Consider the following 21,598-nt stretch of genomic DNA (forward strand, 5'->3'; position numbering starts at 1 on the left):
CGATGGTATGGATGCCTTTGTGACGAGGCATCAGAAGAAGGACCGCGCCCAGGTCCGGCGATTCCGAGCAGGGTCCGTGTGTGCCGCGGCGGCGATGACCGCGGTGGTGTTCCCGGCGGCTCCCGCGGCATACGCGGCGACCGTGGCCTGTGACACCACCGATCTCATCAACGCGATCATCACTGCCAACAGCGGCGGCGACAACGTGCTGAACCTGACGAGCTACTGCCTGTACTCGCTCACCGTGGACCAGGGCTCCGAGAACGGCCTGCCTCCCATCACCGCGTCCAACGTCATCGTCCACGGCAACAACGCCACCATCGAACGCGCCCCGGGATCCCCGAACTTCCGCATCTTCAACGTCGCGGGCGGAGGCGGGCTGCACCTGGACAACCTCGCCGTGGTCGGCGGCTCCACCACCACTGACGGTGGCGGCATCCTCGTCCAGAGCGGTGGCGCCCTGACCACCGACACGGTCACCGTGCAGGGCAACCGGACCACCAGACACGGCGGCGGCATCAGCGTCGACAACGGTGGCAGCGCCGGCCTCACGGACGGGCGGGTCAACGACAACTCCAGCGGGAGCGAGGGCGGCGGGGTCGACGCCGAGGGCGACGTCACACTGCTGCGGGTCACCGTGGACGGCAACCGGGGGCTGGGTGGCGGCGGCATCAACACCGACCCCGGCGCGCAGACACTCAGCATCACCGACAGCGTCGTCAAGAACAACGTCGGCAGAGAGTTCAGCGGCGGTATCGACCTCGACGCCGGCAACACGACGATCAGCGGCACCCGGATCGTGGACAACGAGACGCCTCACGTCGCCTTCGCGGGAGGCATCTTCAGCGGTAGCGCGAGTACCTTGCAGATCACCGGGTCCACGATCTCCGGCAACACCGCCGCGTCCAGTTCCAAGGGGTTCGCCGGCGGCCTCGATTCCGAAGGCACCACCACGGTCATCGACACGGACATCACCGACAACAAGCTCATCACCCCGCAAGGAACGGGCGCCGGCATCTTTCAGAACTCCGGCACCTTGACCCTGGACCACGTCAACGTCACCGGAAACCTCGCCTCGGGGCGGTACTCAGTCGGCGGTGGCATCTTCAGCCGGACCGCCACCGCGCTCGACATCAGCAACTCGCACATCGACCGCAACAAGGTGACAGGCACCGGCTCCTTCGCCGCCGGTATGTACAACGACACCACGCCCGTCTCCCTGACCGACAGCACGGTCAACAACAACACCGCTCCCCTCGCCCCCGCCCCCGGCGGGATCTGGACCAACGTCCAGTTCACTCTGAGCGGCACCAACACCTTCACCGGCAACATCCCCACCAACTGCCTCCTCTCCCCCGTCATCGTCACCGGCTGCGTCAACTGAGAAGCCTCAGACGGCCTCGGCCGAACGGCCGGTCAGACACTCGAACCACACGATCTTGCCGCCCGGCGCGAGATCCACCCCCCACTTGTCCACGACCGCGTCCAGCAGGAACAGCCCCCGCCCGCCCTCCGCGTCCTCGGGCTGATCGAGCCGCACCACGGGAAGCCCGAGGGAACCGTCCGAGACCTCCACCCGGAGGCCGGTCTTCTGCCGCAACAGCAGTACGGTGCACCGCCGGTCCATGACATGGCGTACGACGTTGGCGATCAGCTCGGTGACGCCGAGCTCCGCCGCGTCCGTCAGCTCCTCCATCCCCCACTCGTCCAGGAGCGAGCGGACGACACGGCGGATGTGCCGCGCCGAGTGCTCACCGACGACGAGCCGCATGCGGTAGTGGGGGGACAGCGGGGCCAAAAGGGCCGAGGGAAAGAATTCGTTCACGGTACGAGACTGACGTCCAGTGGCTACGCTCGGCTACAGGCTCAATACAACCTGTTCCGCGGTGGGTCAGGTCGGCTGCACGGGAGGAGTCGTGCGTGACGCACATCAACGTCCTCGACCCGGGCGCCTCGCCACTCGACTACTACGGGTCCGAGCTACGCCGCTACAGAGAAGAAGCGGGCCTGACACAGAAGCAGCTGGGCGACATCCTCAACTACACCGGCTCCCTGATCGGCCAGATCGAGACGGCCCGGAAGTTGCCGACGCTGGAGTTCAGCCAACGAGCGGACGCGGCGTTCGGAACGGGCGGATCGCTGGCACGGCTCCTCGTGCTGGTGTTGCGGAGTCAGCTCCCGGCGTGGTTCCAACAGACTGCCAAGTTGGAGGGGCTCGCCACGGAGGTCTGCATCTTCCACCCTCACCTCGTGCATGGACTGTTGCAGACCCCGGCGTACGCGCGTGCCGTGCTCGGCGTGCTGAACCAGAGCAACCTCGACAACCGCACCGCCGCACGACTGGCGCGTCAGCGCATCTTCGAGAAGGGCGAGCCACCAGTCTTCTGGGCGGTGCTCGGTGAAGCCGCCCTGCGCCAAGTCATCGGCAACCCGGAGACGATGCGGCAGCAACTTGCTCACCTGTTGTCCTTCGAGCACAACTCGCGGGTCAATATCCAGGTGCTGCCCTTCTCCGCCGGAGTGCATGCGGGGCTGATGGGCTCGTTCGACCTCTTCCGCTTCGCCGAGGACCCCGATGTCGTCCACACGGAGAGCTACAACAACGGTAATACAACCGCCAATTCATCCACGGTCAAGGACTGTTCGCTGCGCTACGATCACCTCCAAGCCGCCGCACTCTCCATCGGAAAATCGGCGGAGCTCATCCGGCACGTAATGGAGACACTCAGTGGACAACAGCACGATGCCGACGGGTATCCAGTGGCGTAAGTCCAGCTACAGCGGCGACACGGGTGGCTCCTGCGTAGAGATCGCCGAAACCCCCTACGCCGCCGTAGCCGTCCGCGACTCCAAGGTCCCCGCCGGGCCGATGCTGACCCTCGCGCCCTCTTCCTTCGGCGCGTTCGTGAACTGGGCCGCTACAGCCGCTGGATGATCGTGCCGGTGGCCAGTCCGCCGCCCGCGCACATCGTGATCAAGGCGAACTCCTTGTCCCTGCGTTCCAGTTCATGCAGAGCCGTCGTGATGAGCCGGGCACCCGTCGCCCCGACGGGGTGCCCGAGCGCGATCGCACCGCCGTTGACGTTGACCTTCTCCAGGTCCTGACCGAAGACCTGCGCCCAGCTCAACACCACCGACGCGAAAGCCTCGTTGATCTCCACGAGGTCGATGTCCTTGAGCGACATCCCGGCCTTCCCTAGGACGGCCTTGGTCGCGTCGATGGGCCCGTCGAGGTGGAAGTGCGGGTCGGCGCCGACCAGCGCCTGTGCCACGATCCGCGCCCGGGGCCGCAGTTTCAGCGCCCGCGCCATCCGCTTGGACGCCCACATGATGGCCGCCGCGCCGTCGGAGATCTGCGAGGAGTTCCCGGCGGTGTGCACGGCCGTGGGCATGATGGGCTTGAGCGAGGCCAGCGCGTCCATCGACGTGTCGCGCAGCCCCTCGTCCCGGTCGACCAGCCGCCACATGCCCTGCCCGGCGCGCTGCTCCTCGTCCGTGGTGGGGACCTGCACGGAGAACGTCTCGCGCTTGAACCGCTCCTCGGACCAGGCGACCGCCGCCCGCTCCTGCGAGATGAGGCCGAGGGAGTCGACGTTCTCCCGGGTCAGGCTCCGGTGGCGGGCGATGCGCTCGGCCGCCTCGAACTGGTTCGGCAGGTCCACGTTCCACTCGTCGGGGAAGGGCTTGCCGGGGCCGTGCTTGGACCCGGAGCCGAGCGGCACCCGCGACATGGCCTCGACGCCGCAGCTGATCCCCACGTCGATGACGCCCGCCGAGATCATGTTGGCCACCATGTGCGAGGCCTGCTGCGAGGAGCCGCACTGGCAGTCGACGGTCGTCGCGGCGGTCTCGTAGGGCAGGCCCATGGTGAGCCAGGCGGTGCGCGCGGGGTTCATGGACTGCTCGCCGGCGTGGGTCACCGTGCCGCCGACGATCTGCTCGACGCAGTCGGCGTGGATGCCGGTGCGGCCGAGGAGTTCGCGGTAGGTCTCGCCCAGGAGGTAGGCGGGATGGAGGTTGGCGAGCGCGCCACCGCGCTTGCCGATGGGGGTGCGTACGGCTTCGACTATCACGGGTTCCGCGGCCATGGGGGGTGTGTCCTCTCCTCGGTCAACCCGCGCGGCGCGGGCGTCCCGGCCCACCCGCCACGCTGAACTAGTACGCGTTCTAGTTCTGTGTTGCAGTCTGCGGACACCGTGTCCGGGCTGGCAAGGGTCTTGCAGGCCCAAGTAGCCGCGTACGGGCTCTCGGGGGCCGCGAGCGCACAGGCCTGAGCCCTCCGGGTCACACGTCGAGGGGACCGCCGGCTCCGGTCGGCCGGTTGCGGCGCCGGTAGTGCCAGTGGGCGGACACGCGGTGATCATGTTCGAACCCCGGGCCGAGCGGACCGACGCGTTCGTAGGCGTGATCGGTGCGCGGGTCGTCGCGGACCGCGAGGCCGAAGGCGCCCTCCAGACGCAGGATCTGGTCCTCCTCGTCCAGCAGGGCGACGAAGGCCTCCGTGACGTCGGCCGTCCGGTCGTGGGAGCAGGCGAGGGATCCGGCGGCACGGCCCCGGACGTCGGGGTCGGGGTCCCGGACCAGGGCGAGCAGGGCCTCCCGGATCGACGGGGTGAGGTCGCGCGGCTGGGCGAAGAGCTGCGCCATGTTCAACCGGACCCCGGAGTCGGGGTCGCGCGCCAGGGCGAGGAGGGCGGCGGTGGCAGCCTCGCTCGGCGGGGTCTGCCACGGGATCAGGCAGTACGGCACCTCACGGCGCACGAGCGGGTCCGGGTGGTCGGCGTACCGGAGCCCGATGGCTTCCTGGTCCTCATGGTCGTCGCAGGTGTAGGCGACCAGGACCCTGGCGAGCACCTGGGCGTCCGGTTCGTCGCGCGCCCACATCGCCAGGAACTCGACCTCCTGCCCGGTGTCCTGGCGGTCCTGGATGCCCGCCAGAGAGTTCCGGGACCACAGGACGCTGGCGAGGAACCGGCGGTGGACGGGATCGGGGTGGTGACGCAGGGCCGTCAGCGCGGACCAGTCCTGAGGACTCCGGCGGAGGGCGAGGGCACCGCGGGCGTCGGACCAGTTGACGTGCATCTCGTCCGGCTCCGCGTAAGGGACGGCGCGTGCCACCAGTTCCGCCACCGGCGCCTGGACGCCGAACTCCCGCTCCAGCAAGGTGAGGACGGAGCCGTGGCCCGCCCGGACGGTGAGCCCTCCGAGGCTGACCTCCTCGACGTCCGTGTACTCGTCGTCCGCGGTCAGGCGCCGGGTGACCGGGCCCGACGCCCCCGTGCGGCGGCGCAGCTCCTCGGCCTCTCCCGTCTCGTACCAGTGCCGGGCGAGGTCGAGCAGCCGCTGCTGGTCGGCCTCGGCGATCCGCAGCCGCGAGTCCCTGCCGAGCATGGCGCCTACCAGCGCCGGGGAGCCGAGGTCGACGGCCCGCAGGAGCGGTGTCGTGCCGTCCGGCAGCTCGGCGCCGAAGTCGGCGCCCGCCTCCGTCAGGGCGCCGGCGGTCTCGTGGTCGAATCCGGCGACGGCGGCGCAGAGCAGCGGAAGGCCGTCGGGGCCCGAGGTGTTCGGATCGGCGCCGTCACCCAGGCATTCCCGTACCGCGTCCGGGTCCTTGGTACTGACGGCTGACACGAGCCGGTCGTCGAGATCGTCGAGGTCATACTGCGGCGCGGCCATCGTTCCCCCTGGTGATCCGTCGGACAGGGCCGACGCCTCTTAGGCCGAGCCGACCGCTTCACCAACGATCTCACGGGGGCTGACACCACACCCAGGGATATACCCCTGCGCGCACTTCCGGACAGCTACCTGCCGTTCATCCGGGAGCAGTTGACGGAGCCCGAGCTACAGCCGACCGAGCCGGGGAGCGCTCACCTGCTTCGCGCAGGCCGGACCAGGAGACCGATCCCGTGCACCTGACGCTCGGCTGAGCGGGACGGCCGCAGGCTCGGGCCGATTGGGGGCGTCGTACCTCTTGCGACTTGTAGAACCCGTTACTACCTTCACCGCAATCCCTCATTTCTGATGGGTCGTCAGAAGCAGAACGGTGGGAGGCGCCCCCGATGCACTGTCCCGAGCTGCCCGACGGGTTCGACTTCACCGACCCCGATGTGCTGCACCACCGCGTGCCGTTCCCCGAGTTCGCCGCCCTGCGCCGGGTGGAACCGGTGTGCTGGATACCCCAGGCGGGCAATGTGGCCGGGTTCCAGGACGAGGGGTACTGGGCCGTCACCCGGCACGCCGACGTCAAGTACGTCTCCACGCACCCGGAGATCTTCTCCTCGAACCTCAACACCGCGATCATCCGGTTCCACGACCGCATGGAACGCGCCACGATCGACGCACAGCGGCTGATCATGCTGAACATGGACCCGCCCGAGCACACGCGGGTCCGCCAGATCGTCCAGCGGGGCTTCACCCCGCGCGCGATCCGCTCCCTGGAGGACCGCCTGCGCGCCCGCGCCGAAGCCATAGTCCAGGGCGCCCTCGCCCAGCGGGGCGCGTTCGACTTCGTCACCCAGGTCGCCTGCGAACTGCCCCTCCAGGCCATCGCCGAGCTGATCGGTGTGCCGCAGGAGGACCGGATCAAGATCTTCGACTGGTCCAACAAGATGATCGCGTACGACGATCCCGAGTACGCGATCACCGAGGAGGTCGGCGCCCAGTCGGCCGCCGAGATCATCGCCTACTCCATGAACATGGCCGCCGAACGCAAGCGGTGCCCGGCCCAGGACATCGTCAGCACACTGGTGGCGGCGGAGGACCAAGGAAACCTCACCTACGACGAGTTCGGGTTCTTCGTGCTGATGCTGTCCGTGGCCGGCAACGAGACGACCCGCAACGCCATCACGCACGGCATGCACGCGTTCCTGACCCACCCCGAGCAGTGGGACCTCTACAAGCGGGAGCACCCGGCCACCACCGCCGAGGAGATCGTCCGCTGGGCCACCCCCGTGGTCGCCTTCCAGCGCACGGCCACCCAGGACACGGAACTCGGCGGCAAGCAGATCCGGAAGGGCGACCGGGTCGGCCTCTTCTACTCCTCCGCCAATCACGACCCCGAGGTCTTCGACCGCCCCGACGACTTCGACATCACCCGCGACCCCAACCCGCACCTCGGCTTCGGAGGCGGCGGCCCGCACTTCTGCCTCGGCAAGTCATTGGCCGTCCTGGAGATCGACCTCATCTTCCGCGCGGTAGCCGATGTCATGCCGAACCTCCGCCTGCTCGACGCCCCACGTCGCCTGCGCTCGGCCTGGATCAACGGCGTGAAGGAGCTCCGGGTCAGCGCGGAGTAGACCCGGGTCGGCGGCCTCCCGGCCCCGCCGACCCGCCCCGTGGGAGGCAGGGGCGATCCCCCTACGCCCCGCCCCTGCCTCCCTCCGAGTCCAGAGGAACTCACCAACTGAGGCCGCCACGGCAGGCAACGCCCGCCTTCCCCACCGCGTCTTCACCGGGGCACCATCGTCCCGACACCCCGAAGACGTCGAACGGAAACCCGCACCCGTGGTCCCCGCCCAGCAGCTCGCCCTCGTACCGTCGCAGGACACGGACACCCCGAACGCCCGCGCCCGCCGCCCGCGGGCGTTCCTGCGCCGCCACCGGGTCCCGCTCCTCGCCACGCTTCCCACGCTGCCGCCGTACGCGGTGTGGTGGCTGTTCCTGGCCACCGGCGGCGGGGATCTCGCGGCGCAGCAGGCGTGGGCGCGGTTCGCGGCCGGGGACGGCGGGTCGGCGTACAACCTGTTCTGGTACGGCGGGATGCACACCGCCAACTACAGCCTCATCTCGCCGTATCTGATGGCGGCACTCGGCGTGCGCACGGTCACCGTGGTGTCAGGGATCGCTTCCTCCTGGCTGGCGGCCGTGCTCTTCGTGCGGTCCGGGGTCAGGAGGCCGCTCGCCCCGGCGCTGCTCGCGTCGTCGGCGTTGTGGTGCGATGTCGCGTCCGGCCGTACGACATTCGCCCTGGGTGTCGCGTTCGGGCTCGGCGCCTGTGTGCTGCTGGCGGGGCAGCGGCGGCCTGCCTGGGCGGCCCTCTGCGCGGTGCTCGCGACGGCTGCGAGCCCGGTGGCCGGGCTGTTCCTCGCCGTGGTGGGGGCCGGTTTCCTGTTCGTACGGGACTGGGCCCGGGCCCTGGTGCTGCTGGTGCCGCCGTCCGTGGTGGTCGGCGCCACCACGCTGCTGTTCCCCTTCTCCGGTGAGCAGTTGATGCCCGCGGACCGGATATGGCAGCCGGTGGTGCTGGGGCTGGCCGTGACGGTGCTGGCCCCGCGCGGCTGGCGGGTCGCGCGGTGGAGCGGGGCCGTGTACGCGGCGGGGACCGTGCTCGCGTACCTCATCCCCTCCCCCGTCGGGACGAACGTCGAGCGGCTCGCGGAGCTGTTCGCGCCCGCCGCTCTGCTCGCGGTCCTGCTCACCGCACCCCGGCTGCACGCGCTGCGCCGCGCCCTGCTGGTCGCCGCGCTGGTCTTCTCCATGGTGTGGGTGGGCCGTAAGACCGCCGACGATCTGGAGGTCTCCACCGTGGTCCCCGCCTGGGCCGCGGACACCGCCGGGGTGACCCGGGCCCTCGAAGGGCTGGGCTCCGACCGCACGCGCGTCGAGGTGGTCCCGGCCCGCAATCACCGGGAGGCGACCGCGCTCGCCCCCCGTATGAACCTGGCCCGCGGCTGGAACCGCCAGCTCGACATGGTGCGCGACCGCCTCTTCTACGACGGCACGTTCTCCGCGGACACCTACCGCCGCTGGCTCGACCGCTGGGGGGTGGGTCTCGTCGCCCTGCCGCTCGGCAAGCCCGACGGGTACGCGGAGGAGGAGGCGCGGCTGGTGCGCGACCACCGTCCCTCCTGGCTTGAGCCTGTGTGGCAGGACGCGCACTGGAGGGTGTACCGGGTGCGCGGCGCGGTGCCGCTGGTGTCGGCGCCCGGCAGCGTGCTGCGGACGTCGAGCGCCGCGATGGACGTGCGGATGCCGCGGGCCGGCTCCGTGACCGTACGCATCGCCTACTCGCCGTGGCTGCACGCCGGGCGCGGCTGCCTGAGCCAGGACGGCGAGTTCACGCGGCTGACGGTCACCGCGCCGGGCACGTACCGGATCAGCTCGGAGTACGTTGCCTCGGCGCGTCCGGCACGCTGCTGACCTCGGCGGCGGCTTCCACAGGCCCGGCCTCGACGGGAAGGGCGACTCCCCGGGGCCCCTGGAGCAGGTAGGCCAGCCCGAAGCCCACGCCGACGACGGCCGCTCCGCCGACCGCGTCAAGCACCCAGTGGTTGCCGGTCGCGATGATCGCCGAAACCGTGAAGAGCGGGTGCAGCAGACCCAGTGCCTTCATCCACCACTTGGGCGCGAGGATCACGATGACCAGACCGCACCACAGGGACCAGCCGAAGTGCAGTGAGGGCATCGCCGCGTACTGGTTGGTGAGCGCGGTCAGGGCGCCGTAGTCCGGTTTGGAGAAGTCCTGCACGCCGTGCACGGTGTCGATGATCCCCAGGTGCGGCATCAGCCGGGGCGGGGCCAGGGGGTAGAGCCAGAAGCCCAGCAGCCCGGTGAACGTGGCGAAGCCGAGCGTCGCGCGCGCCCAGCGGTAGTCGGCGGGGCGGCGCCAGTAGAGCACGGCGAGGATGGTCAGCGGGACGACGAAGTGGAACGACTCGTAGTAGAAGCCGAAGAACTCCCGCAGCCAGCCGACCTGGACGACGGCGTGGTTGACCCCGTGCTCGATGTCGATGTGCAGGGCACGCTCGATGGCGAGGATCTGGTCGCCGTGATGCTCGGCGGTGGCCCGGCCCGCCGCCGCGTTGTCTCCGGTGGCGGCCAGCCTGACCTGGGAGTAGGCAGCGTAGGTGACGCGGATCAGGAGCAGTTCGAGGAGCAGGTTGGGGCGGGTGAGGACGCGGCGCAGGAACGGCACGAGGGGGATGTGCCGGAAGCGGGCGGGAACGGGCTGCGCGTACTGGGTCGGGATGGGCGCCCGGTAGTAGGGGGAGGTGCGGGACAGGAACGGCACGAAGGTGGCGGCGGCGAGCGCCGCGAGCAGCACCAGGTTGTCGCGCATCGCTTCGAGCGCGTAGCCGTTCGGGACCATCATCTTCGCGGGCAGCGTCATCACCAGGACGACGGCGACCGGCCACACATGGCGGCCGGAGGCCCGTCGGCCGACGCGGCCGACCACCGCGAGCAGCACCCACAGCAGCTGGTGCTGCCAGCTGGTGGGTGAGACGGCGACGGCGACGCAGCCGGTGACCGCGACGGCGAGCAGCAACTGCCCGTCGCGCGCGTACCGGATGGCGCGGCTCAGCCCGAGAACGGCGACGGCAGCGCCCAGGAGGAAGAACAGGCCGATCTCCAGAGGCCCGTTGAGGCCCAGCCGGAGAAGGGCTCCGTGCAGGGACTGGTTGGCGTGGTCGTACGCCTTGCCGCCGAGGCCGGTACCGGCCAGGTGGTGAACCCAGTAGGTGTACGAGTCGTGCGGCATCGCCGCCCAGGCGAGCACGGTGGCGACGGCGAACGTTCCCGCGGCCCCGACGGCGGCGCGGCGGCGGCCGGTGAACCACAGCAGGGGTGCGAACAGCAGGACGGTCGGCTGGAGCGCGGCGCCCACGCCGATCAGCAGCCCGCCGGCGCGTTCCCCGCGCACGGTGAAGCAGCCGAGCAGAACGAGAAGGACCGGGATGATGCTGGTCTGGCCGAGGTAGAGGGCGTTGCGCACGGGCAGCGACAGCATCAGCAGGCTGATCGCGACGGGCGCGGCGAGCAGGGAGCTGCGCCAGCTGACCGGCTTGGGCAGGGCGCGGGCGGCGACCAGGCCGAGCGCGACGACGAGCAGGAGCGAGCCGAAGGTCCAGCCCCAGCCGAGATACTGCTGCGCCGCGCGGGTGAGCGGCTTGAGGACGAGCCCGGCGAAGGGGGTGCCGGTGAACCGTGTGGAGTCGTACAGCGAGCCGTTGACGTGCAGGACGCCGTTCGGGCCGACCCAGGTTTCAAGGACGGTCAGTCGTTCGGTGCGCGGAGTGTTCAGGACCGCGGTGACCTGGCGCACCGCCAGGACCGCGGCGATCGCCCAGAGGCCGACGCGGGCCGCCTTGAGCCGTGCTCGCGCCTGCTGGGCGGCGGCTCCCGCAGCCCCCAGGGCACCCGCCATCTGCCCGCCGTGCTCCACGTTCGCCACGCGCTGTCGGCCCTCCCGCCCCGCTCGTCCCGTCTGCGGCGCCCCAGTTCGTGAGACGCGGGCAACCCTCGCTTCACCTGAGAGCCGCCCACCTTTTGTCCGGAAGACGATAATGCTCACCCCCTCCGGTTCCACCGCCGGGGCGCGAGAAGGATCACAGACGGGACGGTGGACGACGGATCGCCACCCGCGCGTCGCCCCTGGACGAGCCGCGGAGTCGGCGGGTCGGCCGCTGCCGGGGTCGTGGCCCGCCGTCGGGAGCACGGGGCACTGACCCCGGAACCGTTCTCCCCGTCGCGCCGTCTGTGATCTAGTCACATGGCGATCTGATCAGGGGGCGTCCGGCCACGTGACGATCCGGCCACAGGCGCGACGGGGAGGATCACGGGGGATGGAGACAAGTCCAGGTCTGGGACGCACGGGGCGTATGGGCCGCATGGGGCTCATGCGCCGCCTACGGCGTCGTACGACCCGCTCACATCACGCGCGGGCGCGCGTGGTGGCCATCGTCCTGGCACTGCTGGCCCTGCAACTGGGCTCGCTGATGGCACCGGCGTACGCATGCGGCTGCGGCGCGATGGTGCCCGACGGGCGGCAGCATGTGACGGTGAGCCGGGAGGTCTCCGCGGTCCGCTGGGACGGCAAGCAGGAAGACATCGTCATGCGCCTGACGGTGGCGGGCGACGCGCACAAGGCCGCCTGGATCATGCCGGTCCCGCACCGCGCGACCGTACGGCTCGGCGACTCCGCCCTCTTCGACGAACTCGACACCGCGACGGCCCCTCGGATCCGCACCCGCCACTATTTCTGGCCACGCGGCCACGACTGGCCCTTCGCCGGCGAAAGCGGTTCGGCTTCGAACCAGGAGGGAGCCGCGGCGCCCCCGGTGAGCGTCGTGGGCCGTCAGCGCCTCGGCCCCTTCGACGTGGCACGGCTGACGGCCACCGACGCGAACGCGCTCGGCACATGGCTGCGGGACAACGGCTTCGCCCTCCCGCCGCGCCTCAGCCAGGCGCTGCGGCCGTACGTCGACGAGGGCTGGGAGTACGTGGCGATCCGGCTCGCCCCGGGCCAGGGCTCCGGCACCACGCTCGCCGGGACCCTCGACCCTCTGCACCTGACGTTCGCCAGCGACCGGCTCGTCTACCCGATGCGGCTGTCCCGCCTGGCGAGCACCCCGCAGTCGCTCAGCCTCTACGTCTTCGCCGCGCACCGCATGGAGCCGCGTTCCACGATCGGCGGCCAACTGCCGCAGATCCTCTACGCGGACCGGGTCAGGGACGCCCCCGGCGCACTGGCGTCGCTCACAGCGGGCGGTACGGACTTCCTGACCGCGTTCGACCAGCAGTTTCCGCAGCCGTCACGGATCTCCGGTGACCACGAAATGGCGCGGACGGCGGCGGACACCCCGTACCACCAGGTCGTCTACGTGGACTCCCTGCTCACGGTGGGCGGCATCCCGGCATGGCTGCTGACCCTGCCGGCCGCCCTGGCCCTGACCTTCGCGACCGTGGCCGTCGTGCTACGACACCGCAGGCGACGCGTGGTCATACCCCCGCCACCGGTGCAGATTCCGCCCCCGCTCCGCCGGTGACGCCGGGGGTGCCGAGGAGCACCCAGGTGAGCCGATCCGCCAACCGGGCCAGGGTGCAGGGCCGGTCCGGCATGGCTGCGGCGCGACGGCGCCGCGCGCCTGGATGCTGAGGGCCGAACCAGGCAGGAGAGACTGTGGACGACCCCAGCCTTCAAGGGGCCCGGAGCCCGGCATCCACCAGAACGAGCCATGATGCCTCCGGTCAGGCGGGGGTCATCGGCATCGGCCTCGCCGCCGTACTGACGGCCGCACTCGCGCAGGGTTCGTGGCAGTGGTTCGCCACCTACATCGGAGCGACGCTCCTCACGGTGATCTTCTCCTTCTACCGGCTGCCGACGTGGACACCCGGTCTCCGATCCACGTACATGCGGAATCTGGCGGCGTACTCGATGGTCGTCGGCCTGTGCGTAGCCATCGCGCTGGCCCCCATGATGCAGCGCTGGGCGTGGCTGTTCCCGATGCCGGGCACCCGTGCCGGCTGTCCCGCGCTGGGCACCTACGAGCGCATCCGAACGGAGGCAGCGCTGGCGAACCTGTCCGGCCGCGACGTCGCCGCCCTGGCTCACGCGCAGAACGTCCAGAGCCATGCCGTGGTCGCCGACTGCCTGTCGGCCACCACCACCCTGTGGCTGCCGGTCTACGCGGCCGGAGCGGCAGTGCTGGTGGGACTGGGCGCGTGGTCCATCGACCAGGTTCGGGCGGGGAAGAACTAGGGGTCCTTCGTTTGGATCCGGCGGGATCCAGCGGGATCCGGCGAAGTCGGATGCGTACGGCAGCGCCTCCAAGGGGCGTGGGACCCAGTCGGTATGCGGCTCCGCCCTGCGGGCACGATCCGCCACGACGGACCCTCGGGTGATGAACCGGAATTCCCGCGGAGCGCCGAGGCGGCCATGACCGGCCGAAAAGCGCCTCACCGGGCCGAGCAGGCCCCCGAACGCGACAAGATGGTCGCTCCGAATGGCACTCTGATGGAGTGTTACTCGTTCCGCGAAAGGGGGCCTGACACGGCGTCCGATCTTGACTATCTTTCATTAGCGAATCTAGTTATGACGCCTAACTAGGCAGCCGAAAGGTCTGGTTCATGAGCACAGCGAGCGCAGCGCAGCAGATCTGGGACGACGTCGACGCGTACTTCACCGACCTCCTCTCCCTCAACGACGAGGTGCTCACCGAGACCCTGCGGGAGAGCGAGGCGGCCGGACTGCCGCCGATCTACGTCGCCCCGAACCAGGGCAAGCTGCTCCACCTCTTCGCCCGCATCCAGGGCGCCCGCCGCATCCTGGAGATCGGCACGCTCGGCGGCTACAGCACGATCTGGCTCGGCCGCGCACTGCCCGAGAACGGCCGTCTGATCACCCTGGAGTACGACGCCAAGCACGCCGAGGTGGCCCGCCGCAACCTCGAGCGGGCGGGCCTGGACGCGATCACCGAGGTACGCGTCGGACCCGCTCTGGAGTCCCTGCCGAAGCTGGCCGACGAGAACCAGGAGCCGTTCGACCTGGTCTTCATCGACGCGGACAAGGTCAACAACCCCAACTACGTCGAGTGGGCTCTCAAGCTGACCCGCCCGGGAAGCCTGATCATCGTGGACAACGTGGTGCGCGGCGGCCAGGTCACCGATACCGGCGGCGATGACCCGGCCGTGCGGGGCACCCGTGCCGCACTGGAGCTGATCGCCTCCCACCCGAAGCTGGACGGTACGGCGGTCCAGACGGTGGGCAGCAAGGGCTACGACGGCTTCGCGCTGGCACGGGTGCTGGACTGACCGACGCCGGCCGTCAGGCCTCGTGGAAGAACCCCACGTTGACGCTGCGCGGGGCGGTGCGGTCCTGGATGACCAGTTCCCCTGCCCCGCCGTGCGGGAGCCTGACCGTGCCGCCGTAGGGCAGGGGCTGGGCCGGGTGTCCGGGCAGGACCAGCATCACGTGGGACGAGGGGTCGGGGTGGGAGCCACGCAGCCACGTCACCTGCCACCCGCCGTCCGGGCCGCACACGAACTCCAGGTGGACACGGGAGACGAACAGCCAGTCATCGGGGGTGGCCAGGCGGCACACGGACGGGTCCCGGCCCACCCGCAGCACGGCGCCCGGGTCGCTGGGCGCGTCGGCCATCAGCATGCCGGCCGTCGCCCCGGCGTCCGCCCCGGAGACCGAGGCCATGGTGAGTTCGAGCACGTGCGCTCCTCCTGAATGCGTCTACGGCCAAGCCATGTTGACGTCTCGAGGCCGAATGATAATTCGCCCGATCGCCCCTCAGGGTGACGTCCGGCACAATGGACGCATGACCGAGCGCAAGCCACCCGGCGTCAGCTTCGAGTCGTTCGTCGACAAGCAGATCCGCGACGCTCAGGAACGCGGGGACTTCGCCCACCTCCCCGGAGCGGGCCGCCCGTCCCCCGCCGTCGCGGACACGACGTACGACGAACTGTGGTGGATCAAGCGGAAGATGGTCCGCGAGGGAATGGCGGTCCTGCCGCCGACACTGGCCCTGCGCAAGGAGGCGGAGGACACCCTGGCGGCTGCCGCGCAGGCGCCGTCCGAGCGGGTGGTGCGGCGGATGATCGAGGATCTCAACGTGAAGATCCGCGACATGATGTTCAAGCCGCCGCCGGGCCCGCCCCTGGGCCTGAAGCCTTACGACGTCGAAGAGATCGTCCGGGAGTGGCGCGAGCGCGGGTGACATCGGGTTGCCGGGCCCACCCGCCCTCCACCGAGAATGATCCACATGAGCTGGACCATTGCCCCCGAGCCCCATGACTCCCCCGTGGCCGCCGCGCTGTGGCGTGCTTACTACGCCGAGGTCAGCGACCGCTGGTACGAGGTCCACGAGGGGCGTTGCACGCCCCCTGACGAGCTGGAGCGGGAGATCGCCGCCGACACCGGCGACTACCTTGCCCCGCCGAACGGCACGCTCTTGGTGGCCCGTCACGAGGACGAGCCGGCGGGCACGGCGGGGGTACAGCTCCTGGACGCCGCCACCGCCGAGCTGAAGCGGGTCTTCCTGCGCAAGGAGATGCGGGGACTCGGCGGCGCGGCACTCCTGGTGACCGCCGCCGAGAACGCGGCCCGCGCACTGGGCGCCCGGCGCATGATCCTGGACACCCGCCACGACCTCGTGGAGGCCCGCACCCTGTACGCCCGCCTGGGTTACACGGAAACCGAGCGGCACAACGACGCACCGTACGCGGAGCACTGGTTCACCAAGCAGCTGCCGACGTGAGCCGGACCGCCCGGCAGGTCTCCTGCCGCGGCACTAGAAGGAATACGGCCCGAAGCGGCCCCACGCCACGACGGCCGCGAGTGCGAGCAGCAGCGCGTTCACCGCGATCAGCCGCATCTCGCCGCGTCGGGCATGCACGGCCGCGCCACCCGCCATGACCAGGCCCAGCCCGAACGCGGCCACGGGAACCAGCGTCTGTGCGAAACCGAGTGCGGCCGGCAGGATCAGCCCGATCGCGCCGAGCGCCTCCAGGGCTCCGATCAGCTTCACCGTCCCTGTGCTCACGTCCTCGGCCCAGCCCATCCCCGAAGCCGCCAGCTTCTCCTTCGGCTGGGTCAGCTTCATCGCCCCGGAAGCCAGGAACGCCACGGCGAGCACGCTCGCGAGGACCCACAACACACCGTTCATCATGCTCCACACCTTTCAAATGACTTAAAGCATTAACTGAAGGCTAGGCCGCGATGACTTCAAGATGCAAGTCATCGGAGATGTGGATCACTTAACGCGTGAAGCTGTACTCTTCCCTCATGCAGACCCCGCAGGAGCCCCGCTGGCTGGACGCCGAGGAAGACGAGGCGTGGATCGCGCTCAGCTGCATGCTGATGCGGCTGCCCGCGGCGCTGGACGCGCAGTTGCAGCGCGACGCCGGGCTGAGCCACTTCGAGTACCAGGTGATGGCCGGACTGTCGATCGTCCCCGACCGCACCCTGCGGATGAGCGAGCTGGCCGCGTTCGTCGAGGGCTCCCTGCCACGGCTGTCCCAGGTCGTCGGACGGCTGGAGAAGCGCGACTGGGTACGCCGCAGCCCCGACCCCACCGACGGCCGGTACACGGTGGCCACCCTCACCGACGAGGGCTTCGACAAGGTGACCGCCACCGCTCCCGGGCACGTCGAGGCGGTGCGCACCTACATCTTCGACGCACTCACCAGGGCACAGGTCCGCCAGCTGACCACCATCGGCCGCCGAATCGTAGGCGCAGTCGACCCCGAACACCCCTTGGTCACCGGCAAGGTAGACCGCCTGCGCCCCAAGAAGAAGCCCACCCCATAGGACCGTGCGAAGCGCGCCGCCAGAGGCACGGGGAACCGCGCAAAAAACCCACAACACACCCGCAGCCGACGAAGCACCTCATAAGGGGCGCGGGGAACTGCGCAAAAAACCACGACGCACCCCCAGCCGACGACACACCCCATAAGGGGCGCGGGGAACTGCGCAAAAACGACACCCCCCGCACGGCTGCGGAAGAACTCCGGCTACACGCCCTGCGGGCGCTCCGCATCGGACCCGCACAGCTCCGTGTTGAGCTCCCGCACCAACCGGATGAGGTCCGTCGGCCGATCCGGCCCCCACCAGTCGCCGAGCAGCTCGGCCATGGACTCCTCCCGGGCCTGGGCCAGGCGATCGGCGACCTCACGGCCCTCCTCGGTGAGGATCAGGTCGAGTCCCTCGCGCCGCGCCAGCTGCCGCTCCTCCAGCTGCCGCCCCGCGTCGAGAATGACGGTCAGCGGGACCATGCTGCGCTCGGCGAGCATCCCCGGTTCGGCCCACCCGTACTTCTTGATGCGCAGCAGCAGCCAGCTCGCCGCGGGCAGCAGGTCGTACCCGGCCCGCGCGGTGATCTTCTCGTAGACCTGGCGCCGCCCCTCGCGGGAGCCGAGCAGCGACAGTGCCCGGCACACCTCGTCGTAGGAGGAGCGCTCCACCGGGTTGCTCGCGAGCGTCTCCGTCCCGTCCGGTGCCGTCACCGAGCCGCGCAGCTTGTCCTCGCGCAGGAACCACGCCAGGACGAAGCCGAGAAGGGCGACCGGCGCCGCGTACAGGAAGACATCGGTGATCGAGTCGGAGAACGCGTGCAGCACGGCGGGCCGGACCGTCACCGGGAGCGCCACGACACCACGCGGATCGGCCTCCAGAGAGCCCGGGGTGACGGCGGCGGGGAGCCTGCTCCCGGCGAGCGCCTGCACGAGGTTGTGGCCGAGGCTGCTCGCGAAGAGCGTGCCGAAGATCGCGACACCGAACGACGCGCCGATGGAGCGGAAGAAGGTCGCGCCGGAGGTGGCGACGCCGAGATCCTCGTAGCCGACGGCGTTCTGCACGATCAGCACCAGGACCTGGATCACCAGGCCGAGACCCACGCCGAAGACGAAGAAGGAGAAGCTCATCTCCGCGTTGCCGCTGAATTCGTCGAGCTTGTGCAGCAGGAGCAGACCGATCGTGGTGATGCCTGTGCCCGCGACGGGGAACACCTTCCAGCGGCCGGTGCGGCTGACGATCTGGCCGGAGCCGGTGGTCGACAGCAGCATTCCGAACACCATCGGCAGCATGTGCACACCCGACATCGTCGGGGTGATGCCGTGGACGACCTGCAGGAACGTCGGCAGGTACGTCATCGCGCCGAACATCGCGAAACCGACGATGAAGCTGATGACCGCGGAGAGCGTGAAGGTGCGGACCCGGAAGAGCCTCAGCGGGATGACCGGCTCGGCCGCCCCCTGTTCGACCAGGACGAAGGCCGCGAGCAGCACGGCGGCGGCGACCGCGAGTCCGATGATCTGTGGCGAGCCCCAGCTCCAGGTCGTACCGCCGAGTGAGGCGACCAGGACGAGGCAGGTGGCGACTGAGGCGATGAGGAAGGTGCCGAGATAGTCGATGACGTGCCGTGCGCGCTTGTGCGGGATGCGCAGGACCGTCGCGATCACGGCGAGCGCGACGATACCGACGGGCAGGTTGACGTAGAACACCCAGCGCCAGCTCAGATGCTGGGTGAGCAGCCCGCCGAGCAGCGGCCCGAGCACGCTGGTCGTACCGAAGACGGCACCGAAGAGCCCCTGGTAACGGCCGCGCTCCCTGGGCGGGACGATGTCGCCGACGATCGCCATCGACAGCACGATGAGCCCGCCGCCGCCGAGGCCCTGAAGGGCGCGGAAGGCGATCAGCTCGGACATGTTCTCCGCCATGCCGCACAGCGCCGACCCGATGAGGAAGATGACGATCGCGGCCTGGAACAGCTTCTTTCGGCCGTACTGGTCGCCGAGTTTGCCCCAGAGCGGGGTCGCCGCGGTGGAGGCGAGGAGGTAGGCGGTGACGACCCAGGACAGGTGCTGCAGGCCGCCGAGGTCGCTGACGATGGTGGGCAGGGCGGTCGACACGATCGTCTGGTCCAGGGCGGCGAGCAGCATGCCGAGCAGGAGCGCGCCGATGGAGACCAGGACACCACCGCCCACGGTCTGCTCGACGGACGTGTGTCGTCCGTAGAGCGGACCGACACTCGCGATGCCGCCCGTCTCCGTCTGTGCCGCTTCCGCTTCCCCCGCACCGCCCTGTGTGTCGTCCGTCATGCCGGCCTCCCGGGAAAGTCCCACTCTCATCCTGGTGTGTGTGACCGGTTATGGCCTGTCGAGTCCGGTTGGGAAGGGCGGATTCCGGGGCTCCCTGAAGATCTTGTGAGGGGGATATGCATAATTCCTGGAGTTCTGGAGCTCATCGGGAGGGGACCCAGGCGTGAGCGAAACGAACGAACAGACCTGTCCGGAGTGCTCGGCACCGCGGCGGAGGGACGGAACGCCGTCCTGCGGCTGCACGCTGCGTGCGTCCGACGCGCTCCGGGACGCCCGTACGGAGGAGGCGGCAGCGGCGGAGGACTTCGATCCACTGCGCATCCGGCCGTATGTGGAACTGGCGGTCCCCGCGCCCGAGGCGCCGGGGATCCCGGAGACGGCCCCGGAGCGGACCATGCGGCTCGCGGCCGTGCGGGAGGGGATGCCCCGGCCGGACGAGACCATGCGCCTCGGCGCGATCCCGGCACCCGCCACCGACGAGGACGCGCGCAGAACGAGGGGACCGCGCCGCCGCAGCCGCGGCAGGCGCACAGCCCTGCTGGCCACCGCCGGCACCGGGGCCGTCGCCGCGGTCGTGGCCGCCGCGGGGTTCGCGAGCGGACTGTTCTCCTACAGCACGCCGGAGCGTGACACCGCGATGCCCGAGGACGTACGGGCGAGCGTGCCGGACCAGCCGTCGCCGAGCGAGGCGTCGTCGGCTCCGCCGTCCACGGTGTCCGCGCCCCCGACGCCGGTGAGCGCGCCGCCCTCGAAGAGCAGCAGCACGTCCCCCTCGGCGTCCCCGGCGAGCGCGTCGCCGAGCACCTCCGCACCGGCCTCCCCGAGCCCCTCGGCGACGACCGCGCGGCCCAAGGCCACGGCATCCCCCGAGCCCTTCGGGCCCGGCGGCGGCCAGAGCGGCAGCCAGGTCCTGCGGCCCGGGGACAAGGGTGCCGGGGTCACCGAGCTCCAGCTACGGCTGAACCAGCTGAACCTGTACTGGGGTCCGGTGAACGGCCACTACAGCGAACAGGTGGAGTCGGCCGTGATGACCTACCAGTTCGCGCGCGGCATCACAGATGACTCGTACGGGGTGTACGGGCCGGCCACCAGGGCGATGCTGGAGTCGGAGACAACCAGGCCCTGACCGGTCGCTCCGCTCTGCCCTGTCAGCCTCGGCCGGTCTTCGTGATGTGCAGGCGGACGGTTCCGTCGGGGGCCTGCTCCACCCGCACCCGGGTGAGGTCCTCCACCAGCGCGTCGGGGCGGTGCGCACCGGCCCGGGGGCCGACACCGACCACCCGCATCCCGGCCGCCCGCCCGGCGGCGATGCCCGCACCGGAGTCCTCGAAGACGACGCAGTCCCCGGGGGCGACGCCCAGTTCGGCCGCGCCCTTGAGAAAGCCCTCGGGGTCCGGCTTGCTCGCGCCCACGCACTCGGCGGTGATCCGCACATCCGGCAGCTTCAGGCCCGCGGCGGCCATCCGCCCGGTGGACAGCGCCACGTCGGCCGACGTGACCAGGGCGTGCGGGACCGAGGCCAGGGAGACGAGGAACGCGGCGGCGCCGGGGACCTCCACCACGCCGTTCATGTCGGCGGTCTCCTCCGCGAGCATGCGGGCGTTGTCCGCGAGGTTCTGCTCCATCGGGCGGTCCGGGAGCAGGACCGCCATCGAGGCGTGCCCCTGGCGGCCGTGCACGACCCTCATCACCTCGTCGCCGTCGAGTCCGTGCCGGTCCGCCCAGTGCCGCCAGACGCGTTCCACGACGGCGTCGGAGTTGACGAGGGTGCCGTCCATGTCCAGCAGCAGGGCACGGGCGGTGAGAACCGTGGGGACCGTCGTCATCGGCGGGACTCCAGTGGGCGAGGCGGCGGCCGGCGGGCGGCCCGGGGGACAAGGCGGCCCCGCCCGCCGGTCAGGGGGAGCGGGCGGGAGCCACTTTGTTCCTTCACGATACAAAATCGTTCCGGCGGGCGCCACCGGGGCTGACGTGCGGGTTGGCCGGGGGCTCCGGCGTGGTTACCGGTGGGACACGTTCCGGACACCCCGGGGACGCGGGGTTTTTGCGCAGTTCCCCGCGCCCCTGTCGGGTCATGCCGGTTCATCGTCGGCTGCCGGTGCGTTGTGGGTTTTGCGCAGTTCCCCGCGCCCCCTGTCAGGTGCGTTGTCGACTGCGCGTGCGTCGTGGCTTGTCGCGCAGTTCCCCGCGCCCCTGTCGGGTCATGCCGGTTCATCGTCGGCTGCCGGTGCGTTGTGGGTTTTGCGCAGTTCCCCGCGCCCCCTGTCAGGGTGCG

Annotated in this window: 20 protein-coding genes; 12 read left to right on the forward strand and 8 right to left on the reverse strand. The window is 70.4% G+C overall.

Features of this window, described 5'->3' with window-relative positions; genetic code table 11:
- Positions 1-19: 19 nt before the first annotated feature.
- On the forward strand, positions 20-1,384 hold the full coding sequence (locus ABZ845_RS02490) for a right-handed parallel beta-helix repeat-containing protein (RefSeq protein WP_360972056.1): 1,365 nt from the start codon (positions 20-22) through the stop codon (positions 1,382-1,384).
- Between the two features lie 6 nt (positions 1,385-1,390).
- Here ABZ845_RS02490 and ABZ845_RS02495 read toward each other — a convergent pair whose 3' ends face one another.
- Complete coding sequence (locus ABZ845_RS02495; RefSeq protein ID WP_360972058.1) at positions 1,391-1,825, reverse strand: ATP-binding protein; 435 nt, start codon at positions 1,823-1,825, stop codon at positions 1,391-1,393.
- Between the two features lie 95 nt (positions 1,826-1,920).
- Here ABZ845_RS02495 and ABZ845_RS02500 point away from each other — a divergent pair, with 95 nt between their 5' ends.
- On the forward strand, positions 1,921-2,769 hold the full coding sequence (locus ABZ845_RS02500) for a helix-turn-helix transcriptional regulator (protein ID WP_360972060.1): 849 nt from the start codon (positions 1,921-1,923) through the stop codon (positions 2,767-2,769).
- Positions 2,729-2,935, forward strand: coding sequence for a DUF397 domain-containing protein (locus tag ABZ845_RS02505; protein WP_360972062.1), 207 nt, complete (start codon positions 2,729-2,731; stop codon positions 2,933-2,935). The genes ABZ845_RS02500 and ABZ845_RS02505 overlap by 41 nt, the downstream gene beginning before the upstream one ends.
- Here ABZ845_RS02505 and ABZ845_RS02510 read toward each other — a convergent pair.
- Together ABZ845_RS02510 and ABZ845_RS02515 are read right to left on the reverse strand one after the other, a co-directional pair.
- On the reverse strand, positions 2,919-4,088 hold the full coding sequence (locus tag ABZ845_RS02510) for a steroid 3-ketoacyl-CoA thiolase (protein ID WP_360972064.1): 1,170 nt from the start codon (positions 4,086-4,088) through the stop codon (positions 2,919-2,921). The two genes, ABZ845_RS02505 and ABZ845_RS02510, sit on opposite strands and share 17 nt — an antisense overlap.
- A 196-nt stretch (positions 4,089-4,284) precedes the next feature.
- Entirely contained in the window at positions 4,285-5,676 is a 1,392-nt protein-coding gene (locus ABZ845_RS02515) for a HEAT repeat domain-containing protein (protein ID WP_360972066.1), read from the reverse strand.
- A gap of 383 nt (positions 5,677-6,059) precedes the next feature.
- Here ABZ845_RS02515 and ABZ845_RS02520 point away from each other — a divergent pair, with 383 nt between their 5' ends.
- Both ABZ845_RS02520 and ABZ845_RS02525 read left to right on the forward strand, forming a co-directional pair.
- Entirely contained in the window at positions 6,060-7,295 is a 1,236-nt protein-coding gene (locus tag ABZ845_RS02520; RefSeq protein ID WP_360972068.1) for a cytochrome P450, read from the forward strand.
- Positions 7,296-7,587: 292 nt separating this feature from the next.
- On the forward strand, positions 7,588-9,138 hold the full coding sequence (locus ABZ845_RS02525) for a hypothetical protein (RefSeq protein ID WP_360972450.1): 1,551 nt from the start codon (positions 7,588-7,590) through the stop codon (positions 9,136-9,138).
- On the opposite strand, the gene ABZ845_RS02530 is transcribed toward ABZ845_RS02525, so the two are convergent.
- Positions 9,095-11,170, reverse strand: coding sequence for a bifunctional glycosyltransferase 87/phosphatase PAP2 family protein (locus tag ABZ845_RS02530; RefSeq protein WP_360972070.1), 2,076 nt, complete (start codon positions 11,168-11,170; stop codon positions 9,095-9,097). The genes ABZ845_RS02525 and ABZ845_RS02530 overlap by 44 nt on opposite strands.
- A 544-nt stretch (positions 11,171-11,714) precedes the next feature.
- Between ABZ845_RS02530 and ABZ845_RS02535 the strand changes: the two genes are divergently transcribed.
- The 3 genes from ABZ845_RS02535 to ABZ845_RS02545 all read left to right on the forward strand — a co-directional run bounded on the left by ABZ845_RS02535 (position 11,715) and on the right by ABZ845_RS02545 (position 14,529).
- Positions 11,715-12,764 carry a DUF2330 domain-containing protein gene (locus ABZ845_RS02535; RefSeq protein WP_360972452.1) on the forward strand — a complete coding sequence of 350 codons (1,050 nt, stop codon included), beginning with the start codon at positions 11,715-11,717 and terminating at the stop codon, positions 12,762-12,764.
- 134 nt (positions 12,765-12,898) lie between these two features.
- Positions 12,899-13,477 (forward strand): hypothetical protein, encoded by a 579-nt coding sequence (locus tag ABZ845_RS02540; protein ID WP_360972072.1) that lies wholly within the window; start codon positions 12,899-12,901, stop codon positions 13,475-13,477.
- A gap of 368 nt (positions 13,478-13,845) precedes the next feature.
- Positions 13,846-14,529 carry an O-methyltransferase gene (locus tag ABZ845_RS02545; RefSeq protein ID WP_360972074.1) on the forward strand — a complete coding sequence of 228 codons (684 nt, stop codon included), beginning with the start codon at positions 13,846-13,848 and terminating at the stop codon, positions 14,527-14,529.
- Positions 14,530-14,542: 13 nt separating this feature from the next.
- Here ABZ845_RS02545 and ABZ845_RS02550 read toward each other — a convergent pair whose 3' ends face one another.
- On the reverse strand, positions 14,543-14,938 hold the full coding sequence (locus ABZ845_RS02550) for a hypothetical protein (protein ID WP_360972076.1): 396 nt from the start codon (positions 14,936-14,938) through the stop codon (positions 14,543-14,545).
- A 106-nt stretch (positions 14,939-15,044) separates the two neighbouring features.
- On the opposite strand from ABZ845_RS02550, the gene ABZ845_RS02555 reads away from it, so the two are divergent.
- Together ABZ845_RS02555 and ABZ845_RS02560 are read left to right on the forward strand one after the other, a co-directional pair.
- Entirely contained in the window at positions 15,045-15,443 is a 399-nt protein-coding gene (locus ABZ845_RS02555; protein ID WP_360972078.1) for a DUF1992 domain-containing protein, read from the forward strand.
- 45 nt (positions 15,444-15,488) lie between these two features.
- Positions 15,489-15,983, forward strand: coding sequence for a GNAT family N-acetyltransferase (locus ABZ845_RS02560; protein ID WP_360972080.1), 495 nt, complete (start codon positions 15,489-15,491; stop codon positions 15,981-15,983).
- A gap of 33 nt (positions 15,984-16,016) precedes the next feature.
- Here the strand turns inward: ABZ845_RS02560 and ABZ845_RS02565 are convergent, their stop codons facing one another.
- Complete coding sequence (locus ABZ845_RS02565; protein WP_360972082.1) at positions 16,017-16,394, reverse strand: DoxX family protein; 378 nt, start codon at positions 16,392-16,394, stop codon at positions 16,017-16,019.
- A gap of 116 nt (positions 16,395-16,510) precedes the next feature.
- Between ABZ845_RS02565 and ABZ845_RS02570 the strand changes: the two genes are divergently transcribed.
- A complete protein-coding gene (locus tag ABZ845_RS02570; protein ID WP_360972084.1) occupies positions 16,511-17,035 on the forward strand; it encodes a MarR family winged helix-turn-helix transcriptional regulator in 525 nt (174 codons plus the stop codon).
- 203 nt (positions 17,036-17,238) lie between these two features.
- Here the strand turns inward: ABZ845_RS02570 and ABZ845_RS02575 are convergent, their stop codons facing one another.
- On the reverse strand, positions 17,239-19,323 hold the full coding sequence (locus tag ABZ845_RS02575) for an MDR family MFS transporter (RefSeq protein WP_360972086.1): 2,085 nt from the start codon (positions 19,321-19,323) through the stop codon (positions 17,239-17,241).
- 163 nt (positions 19,324-19,486) lie between these two features.
- Between ABZ845_RS02575 and ABZ845_RS02580 the strand changes: the two genes are divergently transcribed.
- On the forward strand, positions 19,487-20,449 hold the full coding sequence (locus tag ABZ845_RS02580) for a peptidoglycan-binding protein (RefSeq protein ID WP_360972088.1): 963 nt from the start codon (positions 19,487-19,489) through the stop codon (positions 20,447-20,449).
- A 22-nt stretch (positions 20,450-20,471) separates the two neighbouring features.
- Here the strand turns inward: ABZ845_RS02580 and ABZ845_RS02585 are convergent, their stop codons facing one another.
- Positions 20,472-21,149, reverse strand: coding sequence for an HAD-IA family hydrolase (locus ABZ845_RS02585; protein ID WP_360972090.1), 678 nt, complete (start codon positions 21,147-21,149; stop codon positions 20,472-20,474).
- Between the last annotated feature and the right edge of the window lie 449 nt (positions 21,150-21,598).

This window comes from Streptomyces sp. NPDC047022 (assembly GCF_040644155.1).
In the GTDB taxonomy this organism is placed as follows: domain Bacteria; phylum Actinomycetota; class Actinomycetes; order Streptomycetales; family Streptomycetaceae; genus Streptomyces.